This is a genomic window from Paenibacillus sp. FSL H7-0326 (genome assembly GCF_001955535.1).
In the GTDB taxonomy this organism is placed as follows: Bacteria; Bacillota; Bacilli; order Paenibacillales; family Paenibacillaceae; genus Paenibacillus; species Paenibacillus shunpengii.
The window spans coordinates 1779022-1796515 of record NZ_MPVN01000001.1; the positions used below are offsets into that span (position 1 = coordinate 1779022).

Consider the following 17494-nt stretch of genomic DNA (forward strand, 5'->3'; position numbering starts at 1 on the left):
TCAGACAAGGTGAAATGCGAGAGAAGGACACTATCATACCAAAACGATCCATTTTAGGCAATTACTTTTTAATCGACAAAAAGACCCTCGGGAAGAATCCGAATCAATAACGATCTTCCCTGCAACGGGAAGGATTACCGCTTCGTCGTTCTTCGCGATGGTCTTTTTGCAACGATCTAATTACGAACCACTTATTGAACTGAACGGATCAATTTACAGATCCTTACGCTGGAAGCGCAGAATGCCCCAGACGAATACGATGGCCGTGTAGATAAGAGCATACACAACAAATGTGCCAGAAGGCGGATCACCAACAAAAAATTCGGCTACCATGCCGCTGATATCGACAAGCCCGCCTAGCTCATCCATTCCAATTAAACCGTGCAGCATTTTTCGTTGAAGCGCATCGACAGGCATCAGCATCGACATCAGTCCAGAGATATTGGACAGCTTGACAGCTACCTCCGCATCCATGATATCAATGATCCCTATGCTTCGAATCTTCTCAAGCATACCGCCAAGCCAGCCCGCGCCAAACAGCATCGTCATAAACACGCCATTTCCAAGCGAAGAGAACCTTGTTGAGCCAAGCATGGTCAACGAGATCAGCAGTACAATGACCAGCGCATACAATGAGAAAGCCTGAATATGAACCATTGGATCCTGCGGAATTGCTGCATGAATATCTGTAATAATCATAATGGCTGTGTAGAGCACGAGTGTATAACACAATAGCAAGGATACATAACCAAGCCATCTGCCGATATAAAATTTCCATCTTGGGATAGGTCTTGGCAGAAGAGCTTGCATAACACCCTGCTCGGCCTCACCTGCTATGGAGGAGAAGGAACTGAAGATAGACAGTAGTGCCACAACAAATCCAGCGAAGAAAAAACCGATCATCATCATCAATACACCGCTGGCATAGTCTGTGATTAAGTTACTTCCTGACATAAAGCCACTGGACCGATTGCTGTCAGCAATCGCTGCTCCAATAAACCAATAAGCAACCAGAAACAGAATGGAAAGAATGCCTGCAAGGATCATGACACGCTTGCGCAGCATTTCTTTCCAGGTCATATTCATAATCAGTATCATTCGTGTTCCCCCCGATGGCTAAGTCCCGATACGGCGGTAAGGAACCAATCCTCCAGCTTGCCGGTTACTCTGTTCACTTCATAGAGTGTCATCCCCTGCTCCATAATGAGGGAGTTGATCCAGCCTGCCTGCTCCTCGTTATCGAGCTCAGCGACAAGCCAGGTGGAGTGCTGTTCTTGAGAAGCAGGCAACGAACCTGCCGTCTTACTGTCCACCTGTATCTCAATCCCGGTCTCTTCCTGCAGCCAGGTCAGGATCACTGGCGTATAGCCACCCACTTTAAACCGATAAGTGATCCGCTGTTGCAGGACAGAGCCCACATCGCCGGTACGTAAAATCTCCCCGTTGTTTAACAGCGCAATCTGATCACACACGGCTTCGACATCTTCAAGCATGTGGGAATTCAGAAATATCGTCTTTCCCTGAGCCTTCAGTCGTTGCAATATGGAGCGAACCTCCTTGCGTCCGACCGGATCAAGTGCGGAGGAAGGCTCGTCCAGGAAGATCAGCTTCGGATCGCTTACGAGCGCTGCTGCGAGTCCGAGCCGCTGCTGCATCCCTTTGGAATAATCCTTTACCTTGCCTTTGCCCCGGCTGCCAAGTCCAACCTCATCCAGCAGCTCAGGAATGCGCCGCTTCGCATCGGAAGAGCTAACACCGCACAGCTTGGCATGAAGCTTCATGACCTCTTCGCCGGTCAACCACTCTTGATAGCGGAACAGCTCAGGCAGATAGCCAATTTGTCCTTTTGCTTCAACGGAGTGAATCGGATGTCCAAAGATCGATGCACTGCCGCCCGTTGGATAGGTAAGCCCTACCAGCATCTTAACGAAAGTACTCTTGCCTGCTCCATTCGGTCCGAGGAAGCCAAAGGCTTCCCCTTCCTGGACCGTAATGGATACGTCACGGCAGCCGCGTCCGTTGCTAAATTGTTTGGTTAAACCTTCGGTGTGAATGGCGGCCGTCATTCCGTAATCATCTCCTCCACCTGTGCGAGCAGTTTGTCTTTGGAATCAAACAACGAGTCGCCGGACAAATTGAACAATACACCGTCTTGCGTCCATGTAGCTGTATAAACAGGCTTCCCAGTTGAAGATACATAATCTTGTTCAACAATAACGACCGGCACTTCCTTCACTTCTACCTTCTCGGTATCTCCATCCGTAAACACTGGCATTGGAAGCTTGCCAGACAAGATACTGTCTGATTTAATCGCTGTCTTCAGATTATCTGGCAGCATCGGGAAGTCCAGCACTGCCTTGACTGCTTCCTCTACTGAGACAGAAGGATCAACCTCTACTGATGGAAGCTTCTGTTGAGATAACGAAGCGTACAGCTCCTCTCCATCTGTATCTGCATGGTAATATTGATGCAGCGTCGCTGGGATATGGAACGTAATTGGCTTCCCATCGAGAGATTCAGGCATTAATTCCTTGGCACCAAGCCGCGCCATTGTCGTGTTAACTTCATTAATGTTCAGTTTCATCGTAATCGTCTGTGAGGTAAATGCATAATAACTTTCTACATTGAAAATATCATTCTCATATGCTGTGAGCCCGGTTAGCTCTTCAATCTCTTGTAAGCTTAATTTTTCATTGTTGAGTTCAGGTCCATATGCATTCTTAAACGAACCATGCTTGTTGATAAAGTCCGATGAATTGCTTCCTCCAGATACTGAGTTGAAGAAGTCCATAACATCTCCTTCATTAACTACCGTCACCTCATCCATACGGAATTGGTTTAGTATCGCGGCAAGCGCCTTATCTCCGAGCGGAGTCGCGATCATGACTCCTGCCACAGCCGCCGCCGTTGCTATGCTGAGCCACTTCTTAACCGGCTTTTTCATATGATGCTTTTTCTTTACAACAGCGGTCTGCTTCTCCTGATTCTGATGATCCGTCATATCGTATCTCTCTCCCCTGATTTCATTTTTTAATACACCTTTTAATACATCTTCCTTTAATGGATGTGCTGCCTTAGGCCCGTTTCCACGCTCCATGGACCATGCTGACCACTTGGGGCTCATTTCTTCTTCTTCAAGCCTTGACGCCAGCTTGTTCCAAGCATCTTCAAGCTGCTTGTTCTCGTCTTTTCCGTTCGGCTTTGATGTCATGTGCACGTTCAACTCCTTACTATGCTAATTGGTATGATCCTCAGGACTGTGGCGCGGACTTTCCCTGAACTTTTCTCCTCAGCTTGCTTGTAGCTCTGCTTAACATCGAGCCGACAAGGGGAGGCCTTACATTCAGTTCTTCCGCTATCTCTGCATAACTGTAGCCTGAATACTTCAGCATCAGCAGTTGTCTGTCGCGCTCCGGCAGATCATCCATCCATTCACGTACTTCTTCCTGATCCATACGCTTCAGTACAATCTCTTCTCCAGAGGACAGGAGCTGCTCTCTGCTGTCATAGTAGTGCTCCTGCTTCTCCTTGAGCTTCCGTTCTCGTATTTGTTTACTCATATAATCATATCCGATGCGAGTCAGTACACGGTGAAGCCATGCACCTATCGCACCCGGATCATCTGGCGGATTCCGATACAGCCGAATAAATACCTCTTGCGCAAGATCTTCCGCGGCGGCTTCATCCTGGATCAGAGCCATCAGTTTTCGTCGTACAATAGGGTAATGCTCTTCAAACACTGTACGGAAAACGTCGATTTCCTGTCCTTCCATATGTTTAACGTCTCCTTTCAGCTGCAGCTATACATAAGACGGACGACGGTTTATTTTTATAGCACGTTTTATAAAAAATGTTTAATTGAGTCCTTTTTCAAATTCTATATTAATTATACCGAAGCCGGATATAGCTCATCATTCCAAATCTTGTGTATCCCTATTGAACAATTCGACAAAATGCAGTACCATCATGGGGTGAGCTTCGTTTTTTAACTGTTCTTTCATAATGAGGTCTCACTTATACATTACAATTAAGAACGTCACATGTAACTGGCGTACACGGTGAACCGTGAGGGAGCATGTGATTAGATATAGCCGTACGCCTGGGCAGAGGTAAGGAAACTTAGGTTTCCTTGCCTCTTTTTTACTTGGAAAGGGCGATGTGATGATGAGCGACAACACACTGATTCTGAATGGTCAAACGGTAGCAGATTACATGAGAGAAGAAACGGGAGCAAAGGTGAAAGAACTGAAGGAGCGGGGAATCCAGCCGTGTCTGGCTACCATCCTGGTTGGAGATGACCCTTCTTCGGCAACTTACGTACGTATGAAAGGGAATGCTTGTGCACGAATCGGGGTGGAGTCGATCAAGGTGGTGCTTCCTGCCGAGACAACGACAGAGGAACTGATTCAAGAAATCAACAAGCTGAATCAAGACCCTTCCGTTCACGGCATTCTGCTGCAGCATCCGGTCCCGCATCATATTGATGAAAGAGCATGCTTTGACACGATCAGCATTGAAAAAGATGTAGACGGAGTAACGACGCTTGGCTATGCACTGAACGCGTTTGGCGAAGCGGATTATCCATCCTGCACACCGCAGGCCATTATCCGCATTCTTGACTTCTATAACATTCCAATGGAGGGCAAGCACGCCGTAGTCATCGGCCGCAGTCCGATCCTTGGCAAACCGGTATCGGCGATGCTGCTGAATCGCAATGCAACGGTGACGACCTGCCACTCCAGAACGGTAAATATTGAAGCGATTGTGAAACAGGCAGACATTGTGGTCGCTGCCGTAGGTAAACCGAATTTTGTACAAGGAGATTGGATCAAGTCAGGAGCCGTTGTCGTTGATGCAGGCTACAACAAAGGGAACATCGGTGATGTCGACTATGATGCCTGCTTGCCGCACTCCTCTGCCATCACACCTGTACCTGGCGGTGTCGGCCCCGTTACCATCGCGACCTTGATTGAGCATACGGTAAAATCGGCGTACAAGTCATTACTGAAGCAAGAGCAGTAATTTCATGATGCAGCATTTTTAAGCGATTAGCTTACAAAGATTATAAAAGGGCCCTTCCTGATGGAAGGGCCTGATGGCTATCATAGCATATTTTTCCAAATTTATATTATACATAAATCCTTATCATATCAAATGAGGGGAGTACCATTCTGAATCAGATAAGCTCCTCTGTAAATCTAATAAATGGTACGATCAAGCTCATCTGAAATTCCTGATTTACGATAGAAATAAGTATTGATAATGTCTCTCCATTCCTTCGAATGAGCAAGCTGTCCCTCCAACCGTTCCATTACACCCTGATAGCGCTCGGAATCAATCTGTCCCTCAAGCTTGCTCCAGCGCCGAATCAACGTTTCGACACCTTCCACACCTTCAAAGTGAGTATCATAGATATGCTGAATGACCGTCTTGCCGGACTTTAGGACATGCGTATACGGTACATGATGGAAGAAGAGCAGCAATTCATCCGGACAGGTCTCCAGTGATTCGTACTTATGAGCATTTTCCGGGAAATATTGCGCTGTATAACCGGTACCATTCTTGACAGTCCGATTGACGCCGATGCCATGACAGTCTGCAAAATGATACGTTCCCCACCTGGAATATTCATAGCCGTCCACATTAGGTCCATAGTGATGGTCCGGATTAACCATCCAGCCTACGCCAAGCGGTGAAGTGTAGCTCTCATAGATGGGCCACGAATCCTGAAGCATCGTACTTACAGCCTCAAGCACCTCAGGGTTTGATCCAAAGGTTTGCTTGATCCATTCGGAGGTAATCTGCTCCTCGGCTAAATCCGGATTCCATGTCAGACGGCCATAGCCGTACAAATTCGCCTGCGCAAGCGTGTGACCCGTCCAGTTATGATCATCGCCCACATTAATGACCGCCGTAATTCCACTGTATTTATACGAATACAATTCACCTGAAGCTACCTTCTTGATCTCAGATCCGGCTCCCTTGGCGTAAGTATCAAAATCAAGGATTTCCTTCCACTGTGGAATCAGGTAGCATAGATGTCTTTGCTGGCCGGTATATTCCTGAGTAATCTGGAACTCCAGAACCTGGTTCGTATGCGGCATTGCTCCGAGAAGCGGGGACACCCCTTCCCGAACCTGAAAGTCCATTGGTCCGTTCTTGATCTGGAGTATCACATTATCCTTGAACTGTCCGTCAAGCGGCTTGAAATGATCGTATGCGGCGCGGGCCCGATCCGTCTTGCGGTCTCTCCAGTCCTGAAGACAGTTGTAGACAAAGCATCTCCAGATCACAATGCCTCCGAAGGGCTCCAGAGCATCAGCGAGCATATTGGAACCGTCAGCATGTGTCCGGTTATAGGTAAACGGCCCAGGGCGACCCTCAGAATCCGCCTTGACGACAAAGCCCCCAAAATCAGGTATGTAGCTGTAAATTTCCTGTGCCTTATCCTTCCACCAAGCCGCAACCTTCTCATCGAGCGGGTCAGCCGTAGCTATCCCTGCAAGCTGAATCGGGCTGGCATAATTGACACTAAGAAACGTCTTAATCCCATACGCTCTAAAAATCCCCGCCACCTTCGCCACATCCGGCAAAAACTCCGGTGTGATCAGCCGCGTTTCCACCTCATGCACGTTCACGTTGTTAATCGCAATACCATTGATTCCAATCGAGGCCATCAAGCGGGCATAATCACGAATTCGTGCATCATCTTGAACAAACTGATGATCCTTGAAGAAGATGGATCTGCCCGCATAACCCCGCTCGATGGAACCGTCCATATTGTCCCAATGGTTCATCATTCTCAGCTGGTTCTTGGGATTCTCTATAATGTGAAGATCTCTTAAATCCTCTCCCATTTGAAGCAGACGAAGCAAATGAAATGCTCCATACAGCAGCCCCTTATCGGTCTTTCCCACAACATAAAGAGAATGAATTGCCGTACTGTTATCAGAAAAAGACTTAAGGACATATCCTTCCTCATTCAGCTCTTGTGCCCATGAAGCTGCATCAAGCTCTGGCGGCAATTCCTCTTGGACGACAGCTAGACGAATACAGTCTGTTGTTAATTTATCGCTGGAGTCCAGCACTTCAGGCAGTACACCGAACATTTCCGAGATTCCATATTGCAGCTCCCGAAGGGCTGACTCTGTAATGTGGGAACGTTCCATACATCCAATTTTGGAAATTTCAAAAGAACCCTGCCAGGATGCCATACTCTCGTATCTAAGCCAGCCGCGGTCTGCAGCAGAATGTGGAAGCTGTGTGATCTGTGCCATGACGTAAAAACTCCTCTCCCTTACCTTGCTTTAAATTATACCTAGCCTAAAAAGTCCCTCACACAAAATAATGCGGGTATTTCTCACGCAATATATCTTGATCTACAACGACAAGCCGCAGATGATTCTCCATCATCTTTCCGGCCAGCTCCGTCTCCTTGTTCACAATCAATTGATAAATCTGCTTGTGCTGCGAAATGATGTTCTCCCAGTTGGAATCCGTCAACAGCCGGAGCAGTCTTAGACGATTGAAATGAATGTTAAGCTGCTGCAGCATTTTCCAGGTCCGCTGCTTACCAGTGCCATGAAAAAGAATCTGGTAAAATTCCTCATCGAGCTCAAACAGCTTTTGGTAGTTCTTCTTATCTGCACATACGTCCTGCATCGCAATGTTCGTCTCCAGCTTGAACTTGAATTCCTCTGGAAAGTGCTCACAGCACAGCTCTACGATTTCCTTCTCCAGCTTCTCCCTAATGAATCTGCCCTCCTCTACATGAGCAAGATGAATACGGGAGACAAGGGTTCCGCTCTGCGGAATTATATCGAGCAGCTCCTCTTCAGCCAGCTTCATAAACGCTTCGCGGACTGGAGTTCTGCTTACATTCAGTTCATCCGCAATTTCTTTCTCTGAGATCTTCGTCCCTGGCGGAAGCTCCAGGCGTAGAATACGATCCTTCAATAAATCATAGGAGTAGGCTCTGGTTGAGCCTTTGATCTTCTGCTCAGTCGACATACCGTTACCTCTTTCTTCGAAGCTATTTGGTTCTTCTTGCTGTTATACTACCTGAAAGATGGGGGCAACTGGAATAAAGTGAACCGGCACATTCGGGAATTGCTGACGAATCCTGTCTGCGGCTCGCCTCATCCCCGGCTCTTCGCTGGCCGCATGGCCTGTGAGGATCAGTGACTTGCTGCCTCCAAGGGCTGACGCATCCCGTATGTATTCAGGGGTCTCCCATTCCGGTCCCTCACCTGCAATAATGAGCTGCAGCTGTTCATTCTCATACATAGGAATCAGGTGCGGACCTCCACCCCTGTATCCCACAGTGATACCTATACGGTCACATATCATATCCATATTTCCAATAACTCTAACATGAGAGAGCTGAAGCTTCGCCTTGAGATGCTCCGTAATTTGCCTTACCGTTTGACCTGATGGCAGATGAATAATGGATGCTGAAGACAAGTGCCGAATTGCATATCTGTCATATCCAATCGCTTCAATCAGCCCAAGTGTAATTTCATCAGGAGTATATCGGTGTGGATAATCATGAAATCGATAAACCGTTAGATGCCTCGCCTCAATAAGCGCCTGCTTCGCTTGGTATACCGGATCTGACTTCAGCATTTCATGTGCTCCCTCATGATGACTGTAGAACAATCCCTCATGGGTAATAAACAGGTTGGCTCCAAGCTCTGCCGCTCTATTTAGTGCTTCATAAGTTGCGGAGAATGATACTGCAATGCCCTGGACGAGCCCATGCGAACGGCCGCATATGATCTTGTCTACTGTCGACTCAAGCACACCGGCCGGCTCCTCCAAGCTGCGGATCACATCCTGTACGGTGACATCCAATATTCTCACTCTCCAGTGTCTTGATTTTTGAAGGTTCAGTCGTCATCAATAAAAGAGGAGGCAGCCTTTTCGTAGGCGAAACGGCTGCCTCCTGCGATAACCTTAACTTTTACTCGCCTGAACGTTTACTCACCAGCTTGTGCCTTATATTCCTTGTACGTTTCATTCGCAATTTCTAGATATTGAGACACACCTTGGCTCTCCAGTTCCGATACAAATGTATCGAATTCGGACAGATCACGCTCGCCAAGAATGAATTTGAACGTATTCTGATCGGTATAATCCTTCAGCGGTGTGCTGAGGAGAGTGACTCTTTCGCGTTCTTCAACAGAATAAGGGATTGGTGGTTCAGCAGGAATCACTTCCTTGACTTCCTTCATATCATTTTGGAATTTAAGCTCTTCTTCACTAAACATGGAATGAAGCAGCTCTGTCGCACCACCATAAGCAAATACACCGCCGGAGAAACCATGATCGATACGCAAATCTTGTGTACCCTCTGGGTTCAAGCCATTATAGTTAATATCGTCTACAAGCTTCCGTACTCCATTTTCCTTAGTGAACGTCTCGCCCTCTATGCCCCACTTCGCAAATTCCTGACCTTCATCACTGTAATACAACCAGTCAATGAATTGCATAATGGCTTTAAAGTTCTCGCTCTCCAATGCTTTGGAAGAGATCATCACACCATTCTCCAGTCTGGAACCGGACATTAACTGCCCTGCTGGGCCGCCAGGCACTGTAATCTTGGAAATGGAATAGTTGTCTTTGCCTAGCGTCTTATCCATATCGCTGCGATGCATGACCACCGTTTGAGAGTTGCCGTTGATGACAAAGGATTTGCCGGAAACGAATTTTTGAACCGCCTGATCATCATCCTGAGTGAAGCTCTCTTTGTCCAAAAGCCCTTCCTCTACCAGCTTGTTAAAGTACTCCAGCATTTCTTTATACTCTGGTGTCGTTGCTGTATATACGAATTGATCCTGATCTTCCTTGAAAGTGAGTCCATTGCCAAAACCCCAGCCGGCTTTGGTTCCAAAGCCCATTGCAGCAATGCTCAACGTACTATTGAATTTGAAGCGATCAGAGAATGGAATGGAGTCCGGATACTCCTCCTTCAATTGTTTAAGTGCGGTATACAGCTCATCCCAAGTCGTTGGAATCGCAATGTTGTGCTTCTCGAAAATGTCCGTTCTCACGATGAGAGTGTAGTCTGGCCATACAGCTTCATGAAGACCAGGAAGTACATAGTATTTGCCATCTTCCTGCTTGAGTCCCTCAAGCTCGTCTTCAAGCCCCCATTTCTCCACTTTATCCTTGTAGTTCGGCATCAGATCTACGTAATCGCTTACAGGAAGTGCTGCCCCCGAAGCAACAAAGGGAGCTTCTTCTCCTGGGTAAGTCTTCGGAATAATGAGCGGAGCATCTCCAGAACTAATGAGCAGTGAACGTTTCTGGCTGTAATCACTCATCGGCACAATCGTAGGCTGCAATGTAACGCCTGTGATCTCCGTGATTTTCTTGAAGAGCGTCCAGTCTTGCTTGATCGGGTAAGCCGGATTGTCGTTATACATAATAGACAGATTAAAAGGTTCCGTCGCCTTGAACGTATCGCCTATATCGTAGGACTCCATCGCGCCCTTGTTCTGAATTTCCGCTTCCTGAGTGCCAAGGCCATTGCTGCATGCTGCCAGAGACAAGCTCAGTAATCCTGTGAGCAATACTTTACCCCATTTTTTCTTCATCTCAACATCCCCCTACGATTTGTAATCTCGCAATTTGTGGTTCTCTAAGCCATTGTGACCGAGAGATAGGAATCCTTACCCTTTGACAGATCCGAGCATGACACCAGAAACAAAGTACTTTTGAACGAAAGGATAAATCGTTAGTATAGGTAAAATGGTAAGAACCATGGTCACCGATTTGATGTTTGCCGATATCTGAGTCAAATTATCCGCGGAAGTCGCACCAACTGCTGCACCGCCTGTTGCCGCAGCGATCATGTTCCGCAGATAGATGGTGACAGGGAACAGCTCCTTCTTATCCAGATAGATGAAGGCTGGGAACCAGGAGTTCCAGTGTGCTACCGCATAGAAGAGAATCATGGTAGCCAGCACGGCTTTACTTAACGGAAGCACAATGCGAAGCAATATCCCGTATGTGTTCAGTCCGTCAATCGCAGCGGCTTCCTCCAGCTCCTCCGGCATATTCTCAAAGAAGGATTTCATAATAAGCATGTTGTAGATGCTGATCGCACCGGGAAGAACAATTGCCCACATGGAGTTTGCCATTCCAAGGGTGTTGATCAGGACATAGTTCGGGATTAAACCCCCGTTAAAGAACATGGTGAACACAGCGAACACCGTCAGGAATTTGCGTCCCATCAGCCGTTTTCTGGATAAGGCGTACGCAAAGATTGTAGTCAAGAACATCGATATCAGAGTTCCGACGACAGCGTATATGATGGTGTTCTTATAGTTAGTCCAGAACATGGAATCGCTTGCAACTTTCTTGTAGGTCTCAATATTGAAGCCTCTCGGAATCAGATTGACCTGACCGGAATTGATATAGGCTTCACTGCTGAAAGATTGAGCAACAACGTTGAGAAAAGGATATAGCGTAATGAACACGATGAATATAAGAGCTGATGCGTTAAATACCTTAAAGACCTTATACGATACAGATTCCTTCATGTGGCTGCCTCCTTACCATAAGCTTCTTTCCGTTACCTTGCGTGAGATCGCATTGACGGATAATACAAGGATAAGTCCGATGATAGATTCAAATAATCCGATCGCTGTCGCGTAGCTGAAGTTACTGGATCCAAGACCTACGCGATACAGATAAGTCGAGATCACGTCGGATGTCTCATAAATCAGCGGATTGTACAGGAGTAGAATCTTCTCAAAGCCGACAGCCAGGAAGCTGCCCATATTCAGAATCAGTACGGTAACAATCGTAGGCAATATCCCCGGAATCGTTACATGCAGCGTCTGTTTCCATCTGTTTGCGCCGTCAATTCTAGCTGCTTCATAGAGGGAATCATCGATCGTTGTCAGTGCAGCAAGATACAAAATTGCTCCCCAGCCCATTCCCTGCCATATTTCAGATGTGACATAAATGGTGCGGAACCAGTCAGCCTGCTGCATAAAGTTGATCGGGTCTCCACCGAAAAATTGGATCAGTGAATTGATCGAGCCATTCAAAGCCGTCAGCTGCAAGATCATCCCTGCGACAATGACAATGGATAAAAAGTGAGGCAGGTACGAAGCCGTCTGAACAAACTTCTTGAACTTCTTGTTCTTGACCTCATTTAGCAGCAGTGCGAATACAATCGGCATCGGGAAGGTTAACAGCATCGTAAGTCCGCCCAGAATGAGCGTATTACTGAATACTCTCCAGAAGGTTGGATCCTCGATAAACATGCGGAAATAATGAAGTCCGACCCACTGCTCTCCAAAGATACTGCCCCCGGGCACAAATCTTCTAAAAGCGATAACATTACCAATCATTGGCCCATACTTGAATATGAGCAGGTACAGAATCGGCAGAATCAATAGAGAGTAGAGCTGCCAGTCTTTACGCAGAAGATAAAGGATCGTTCTCCGTTTGCTCTTACTCACCACCTTCATCTCCGGCATGGGTGGATTTACAGTCTTCGGTTCCATAGCTTATTTCACTCCTATCCGTATAAACAAGTTGATAAAACCGCTTACAATTCTGAAATGAGCTATTTTTACCCATTTCGTTCTAATCCGGATTTAAACCCCCTTCTGTTGTTGAAGCGCTTACAAATTTGCATTAAAATGAAAAAACGTGAATGGGTGCAACAAGTGGAATTGCGATCTGTGCTGAAATTGAAGCTGGATATGCAGCTTAGATATGAAGCTGTGAAAGTGAAGCTATTGCATACTAGTCATACTAGTATGGTAGTTGGTTGCTCTTATTGTAATGAAGGAGTTTGATGAATTCAATACATTTTTCTTAAAATTTGTTATATATGCTTTAAAACGCATAAAATGGGTAAATCTGAGCTAATTAAAGGCATGATTATGAAATGACAAAAAATAACGGCCTCGCGATCGGATCTGCGGAAGCCGTTATTCATGAACCCTTATAATGATGTGAATCTGCTGTATTAACAGATACAGGTTTTGCGTTTCTTGAACAGCCTGCCCTTCTCTTCCACTCTGCGGATATACTCCTCTGCCAGCGGTATTTTGCAAGCCGTATTCCCTACATCTACATGGACTTTGCCGATCTCTTGTGCTACATTCATTGCCTGCTCATGGAGTGGCTGGACATAGCTCCCCACGCTGATGACAAAGCCATTCATTACAGACCTCACCCAATTCTGTTCCTCATGTATCGTCGATCTTACACGTTCCAGCAAACCAGCCAGTTCTGCCAGATCAAGCTCATCGTCCGGTGTGATGGATACATAATTCGAATAGGTACTCCAGCCGGCCGTTGCAACCATCTCTTCGTCCGATTGAATCCACTTCATTGCCAGTTCTCTGGCGAATGGACTCTCTGCGGTCAACCACGCCACCGGATACTCGGCAATCATGTACCAGTAAGCCTGCTGTACCCAAGCTTCCAGCAGCTCCTTGGAGACCAGCTTTGGATTCACGGTAAGACCTGCCAAATACATGGCATCACTATTACCTGTGCTAAATAGCGACTGCGCAACCTCCTGATCCTTCTTCACTTCCTTTACGAGCCTCTTCTTCATGTCACCGACTCTGACGCCGAAGAATGGCTCTCGAGCCCCGTGCCGCAGGAATGTCTTCTTGGTCTGCTCTGTCCCCAGCTCCTCCAGAGTGCTCATCACTTGATCTAGTGTTAATGCTCCCACACCGCTTCACCTTCTTTCCTGTCATTTTTTATCCAATCGATCTATGTCATGGCCTCTTTCTTGATCTGACTGTGAAACAAATCACTGTAAAATCCTTCTGCAGCAAGAAGCTCATCATGCGAGCCCTGCTCAATCAAGCGTCCATCCTTCAGCACCAATATCTTGTCCGCCTGCCGAATTGTATTTAAGCGATGGGCAATGACAAAGCTGGTTCGCCCTTTCATGAGCCTTGCAAGACCTTCCTGAATTTTGATCTCCGTCACCGTATCAATACTGCTCGTCGCTTCATCGAGTACAATAATTGCCGGATTCGCAAGCATGGCACGGGCGATGGCAAGCAGCTGCTTCTGTCCTTGGCTGATGCCGCTGCCGTCTGCGCTCAGCACTTGATCGTAGCCCTTTTTAAGCCGAGTAATAAAGGAATGCGCATTCGCCAGCTTGGCAGCTTCCTCCACCTCTTCATCGGTCGCACTCAGCCGGCCATAACGAATATTTTCCCTTATCGTTCCTTCAAACAAGAAGGATTCCTGGAGCACAAAGGACATATGAGAACGAAGGCTCTCACGCGATATCTTGGTTACATCCTGTCCATCAACAGAGATCTGCCCTTGATCGGGATTGTAGAATCTCGAGATCAGCTGGATCAGTGTGGTTTTGCCAGCACCGGTTGGCCCCACAAGCGCAACCATCTCTCCCGGCTTGGCAGAGAAGGATATGTCCTGTAGTGTTGCCCCTTTTTCCTCATAACCAAAGGACACTTGCTCAAATCTGACCGCCCCTTCGACATGATTCAGCTTCTCTGCACCGATCTCATCCTTCATCTCCTCATCCTCATCCATGACCTCAAATACACGCTCGGCCCCTGCAATGGCAGACAGAACGGTATTCCACTGATTCGCGAGATCATTAAGCGGTCGGGTAAACTGGCGTGCATACTCTGCAAAGATAATGATTACACCGATGGTTATCATATCGTTAATGACCATGATGCCGCCGATTCCGGCAATGATCGCAAAGCTCAGATTGTTCAGGCTGTTCATCAGCTTCGGAATAAACCCTGATATCGTCTGCGCCCAGAAGCCTGAGAGTCTGATCTTATCATTTTTCTCCTGGAAGGAGTTAATCACTCGTTCTTCTTGAGAGAAAGCTTTGATAATTCTCTGGCCCGATAACGTCTCCTCTATGTAACCGTTCAGATCACCCAGATTCTTCTGACGTTCCTTGAATAAAGGTCCCGTACGACGGGTAATCCAGCGCATGCCGAGCACCATCAGCGGAATCACGATAAATGTAAGCAAAGTAAGCAGCGGGCTGAGTGTCAGCATCACGGTCACTACTCCCACCAGCGTAAGGATACTTGAAGTCACCTGAATAATGGACCCATTCAGCGTAGCGCTGACATTCTCAATATCGTTCGTGAGCCGGCTCATAATCTCCCCTTGCTGCCGTTTGCCGAAGAACGGAATTGGCAGCCGGTGCAAATGGGTGAATAGATCAAACCGCATACGATAGACCGTTTCCTGTGCGACCTCAATCATCCATATGCTTTGTAGAAAGGCAAAGATCGGATGCAGCAGATACACTGCCCCTAGCGCACAGAGGAAGTAAATCCAATCTTGACCCGACTCTCCGACAAGATAAGTATCGATGGCAACACCAATCAGATAGGGGCCCAGCAGGGCAAGAGCTGAAGTAAGAACGACCATAAATAGAACCAGAGTAAGCTTAAGCCGTCTCTTCGCAAGATAGGACCATATTCGTTTTAGCGTCCAGGACCAATCCTTGGCCTTGGCGGTCTTCTTAGCCGCTCCCTTTCCGAGCCCTGCTTTGTTCCTGAGCACCTCGGAAGGCGGCTGTCGAAAAGGTTCAACCAGTTGTTTAAGCATGCTTAGCCTCCTGTCCAAATTGGGATTCGTATATCCGTCTATACAATTCCGAATCCTGCAGAAGCTCCTGATGAGTCCCTTGAGCGATCAATCTTCCTTCATCCAGCAGCAGAATCAGATCTGACGACAAGGTTGATGAAATCTTCTGCGTAATTAGAAATGTCGTGCATGACAGCTCCGACAGCTCGTTAAGTAGTGCTGCCTCTGTCTTGACATCGAGTGCGCTTGTACTGTCATCCAGTATTAAAATTTGTGGATTCCGGACAAGAGCTCTTGCAATGGACAAGCGCTGCTTCTGCCCACCCGACAAGTTGACTCCACGCTGGCCGAGCATCGTATCATAGCCGTTCGTGAGCGACTCAATCGTGTGATGGATCTGGGCTTTGCGCGCAGCCTCCCTCACTTCTTCATCACTGGCCTGCGGATTTCCCCAAGCAATATTTTCCTTGACACTGCCTGTGAAGAGCACGGCTTCCTGGGGAACATAACCGATAAAGCCGCGCAGATCGTCCACCGGATATTGCTGTACATTCTTCCCGTCAATGCGGATTATTCCTTCATCCGGATCATATAAACGAAGGAGCAGCTGTACAAGAGAAGTCTTGCCTGAGCCGGTTGCTCCCATAATCGCAATACGCTCTCCAGCCTTCGCTTCGAAGGACACGTTCTCCAGCACATGAAGGTCGCTTCCCGGATAACTGAAGCTTACCTGCTCGTATTGCACACTCTGTTTAACGGCAGAGTTCTTGCCTTCTGTTGTTATTTTAGCAGCACTGCTTCCTTCCGCTGCCTGAACAGAATCGAACCCAGCCTGATCCGTATCAAGCACTTCACTAACCCGGTGTCGCGATGCACTTGCCCGTGATAATGTAGCGACGATCCATGAGAGCATGGATAAGGAGCCCATCGTTCTTACCGCATAATTGACGACCGCTACAACCTCTCCCATTGTCGCATCACCCGTGATGTTAATATCATTTCTCCCGAACCATAGAATGGTCAGAATGCTTGCATTCATAACAAGCATAATGAACGGCATCGTCGTTTCTGCGAAACGCTGGGCCGCCATCGTTGAATTCATCAAATGGCGAATCGAGCGTCCGAATCGTTCAATCTCATGGCCCATGCGGACGAACACCCGGATTAAACGAATGCCGATCAAATTTTCCTGTGCGACGCCATTGACTTCATCCAATCTCTTCTGAACGGTACGGAACATGAGGGATACTTTCTTCATAATGTAAAAAATGAACAGCAGCAGCACAGGCACCGTAACCGCCAGAAATAATCCCAGCTTCACGTTGACAATCAGTGCCATGATAACGCTTCCGATCACGACAAGCGGAACACGGGTCGCAAACCGCAGCCCCATAAACACCGTGTCCTGAAGCTGGGTGATATCCCCTGTCAGCCGGATAATCAGCGAAGAGGTAGCGAACCGGTTGAATACAGCGTAAGAGAACGACTGAACCTTCTTGTACAGCGATTCCCTAAGATCGGCTCCAAAGCCTTGACTTGCATGGGCAGCATAGAACGAGCTTGAGATCCCGGCCGCAAATGCTATGAAGGCACTGATCAGCAGCACACCACCCCACGTCCACACCACAGAGAGATTCTCCTGCTGAATACCGTCATCGATAATCTTCTGGATCAGATAGGGCTGAATCAGCTCAACCATAAGCTCAAGCAGCAGCATGAATAGTGCTGCAATTGCCGCTACCTTGTACTTCCGCAAATAACTGAATATTAGAGCCATGTACATTCCTCCGATGATTCACTGATTACTCCCAAAAATACACTCATATGTATATTATAACGTAGATTGATTGTTCTCTACCTCTCTATCAGTAAAAAAATAACCGCACCCCTACGTAGGGTGCGGTTATTCCTGTGCACG

At 47.3% G+C, this 17494-nt stretch carries 14 protein-coding genes and 1 riboswitch; of the genes, 1 reads left to right on the forward strand and 13 read right to left on the reverse strand.

Going from position 1 to position 17494, the window contains the following annotated elements:
- Positions 1 to 213: 213 nt before the first annotated feature.
- Genes BK126_RS08695 through BK126_RS08710 form a run of 4 tightly spaced genes read right to left on the reverse strand, consistent with a single transcriptional unit; the run spans position 214 to position 3773 of the window.
- Positions 214 to 1098 (reverse strand): ABC transporter permease subunit, encoded by an 885-nt coding sequence (locus tag BK126_RS08695; protein ID WP_076312161.1) that lies wholly within the window; start codon positions 1096 to 1098, stop codon positions 214 to 216.
- Positions 1095 to 2066: an ABC transporter ATP-binding protein gene (locus tag BK126_RS08700; RefSeq protein ID WP_076312162.1), complete on the reverse strand. Its 972-nt coding sequence runs from the start codon at positions 2064 to 2066 to the stop codon at positions 1095 to 1097. Before BK126_RS08700 ends, BK126_RS08695 begins: the two co-directional genes overlap by 4 nt.
- Positions 2063 to 3211, reverse strand: a complete 1149-nt coding sequence (locus BK126_RS08705) for a hypothetical protein (RefSeq protein ID WP_076312163.1) — start codon at positions 3209 to 3211, stop codon at positions 2063 to 2065. The genes BK126_RS08700 and BK126_RS08705 overlap by 4 nt, the downstream gene beginning before the upstream one ends.
- Before the next feature lie 40 nt (positions 3212 to 3251).
- Positions 3252 to 3773 carry a sigma-70 family RNA polymerase sigma factor gene (locus BK126_RS08710; protein WP_076312164.1) on the reverse strand — a complete coding sequence of 174 codons (522 nt, stop codon included), beginning with the start codon at positions 3771 to 3773 and terminating at the stop codon, positions 3252 to 3254.
- 259 nt (positions 3774 to 4032) lie between these two features.
- Positions 4033 to 4112: riboswitch (ZMP/ZTP riboswitch) on the forward strand.
- Between the two features lie 52 nt (positions 4113 to 4164).
- On the opposite strand from BK126_RS08710, the gene BK126_RS08715 reads away from it, so the two are divergent.
- Positions 4165 to 5022 (forward strand): bifunctional 5,10-methylenetetrahydrofolate dehydrogenase/5,10-methenyltetrahydrofolate cyclohydrolase, encoded by an 858-nt coding sequence (locus BK126_RS08715; RefSeq protein WP_076312619.1) that lies wholly within the window; start codon positions 4165 to 4167, stop codon positions 5020 to 5022.
- Between the two features lie 176 nt (positions 5023 to 5198).
- Here BK126_RS08715 and BK126_RS08720 read toward each other — a convergent pair whose 3' ends face one another.
- The 9 genes from BK126_RS08720 to BK126_RS08760 form a co-directional block, all read right to left on the reverse strand.
- Entirely contained in the window at positions 5199 to 7277 is a 2079-nt protein-coding gene (locus BK126_RS08720) for an alpha-glucuronidase family glycosyl hydrolase (RefSeq protein ID WP_076312165.1), read from the reverse strand.
- Positions 7278 to 7335: 58 nt separating this feature from the next.
- Entirely contained in the window at positions 7336 to 8010 is a 675-nt protein-coding gene (locus BK126_RS08725) for a GntR family transcriptional regulator (protein WP_076312166.1), read from the reverse strand.
- A 42-nt stretch (positions 8011 to 8052) separates the two neighbouring features.
- Positions 8053 to 8862 carry a Nif3-like dinuclear metal center hexameric protein gene (locus BK126_RS08730; RefSeq protein ID WP_305954037.1) on the reverse strand — a complete coding sequence of 270 codons (810 nt, stop codon included), beginning with the start codon at positions 8860 to 8862 and terminating at the stop codon, positions 8053 to 8055.
- A gap of 116 nt (positions 8863 to 8978) precedes the next feature.
- Positions 8979 to 10598, reverse strand: a complete 1620-nt coding sequence (locus BK126_RS08735) for an ABC transporter substrate-binding protein (RefSeq protein WP_076312168.1) — start codon at positions 10596 to 10598, stop codon at positions 8979 to 8981.
- Between the two features lie 75 nt (positions 10599 to 10673).
- Positions 10674 to 11546, reverse strand: coding sequence for a carbohydrate ABC transporter permease (locus BK126_RS08740; RefSeq protein WP_047913429.1), 873 nt, complete (start codon positions 11544 to 11546; stop codon positions 10674 to 10676).
- Positions 11547 to 11558: 12 nt separating this feature from the next.
- Positions 11559 to 12521 (reverse strand): ABC transporter permease, encoded by a 963-nt coding sequence (locus BK126_RS08745; protein WP_076312169.1) that lies wholly within the window; start codon positions 12519 to 12521, stop codon positions 11559 to 11561.
- 470 nt (positions 12522 to 12991) lie between these two features.
- Positions 12992 to 13684, reverse strand: coding sequence for a DNA alkylation repair protein (locus BK126_RS08750; RefSeq protein WP_076312620.1), 693 nt, complete (start codon positions 13682 to 13684; stop codon positions 12992 to 12994).
- Between the two features lie 68 nt (positions 13685 to 13752).
- Positions 13753 to 15597, reverse strand: coding sequence for an ABC transporter ATP-binding protein (locus tag BK126_RS08755; protein ID WP_076312170.1), 1845 nt, complete (start codon positions 15595 to 15597; stop codon positions 13753 to 13755).
- Positions 15590 to 17353, reverse strand: a complete 1764-nt coding sequence (locus BK126_RS08760; protein ID WP_076312171.1) for an ABC transporter ATP-binding protein — start codon at positions 17351 to 17353, stop codon at positions 15590 to 15592. The genes BK126_RS08755 and BK126_RS08760 overlap by 8 nt, the downstream gene beginning before the upstream one ends.
- Positions 17354 to 17494: the final 141 nt, after the last annotated feature.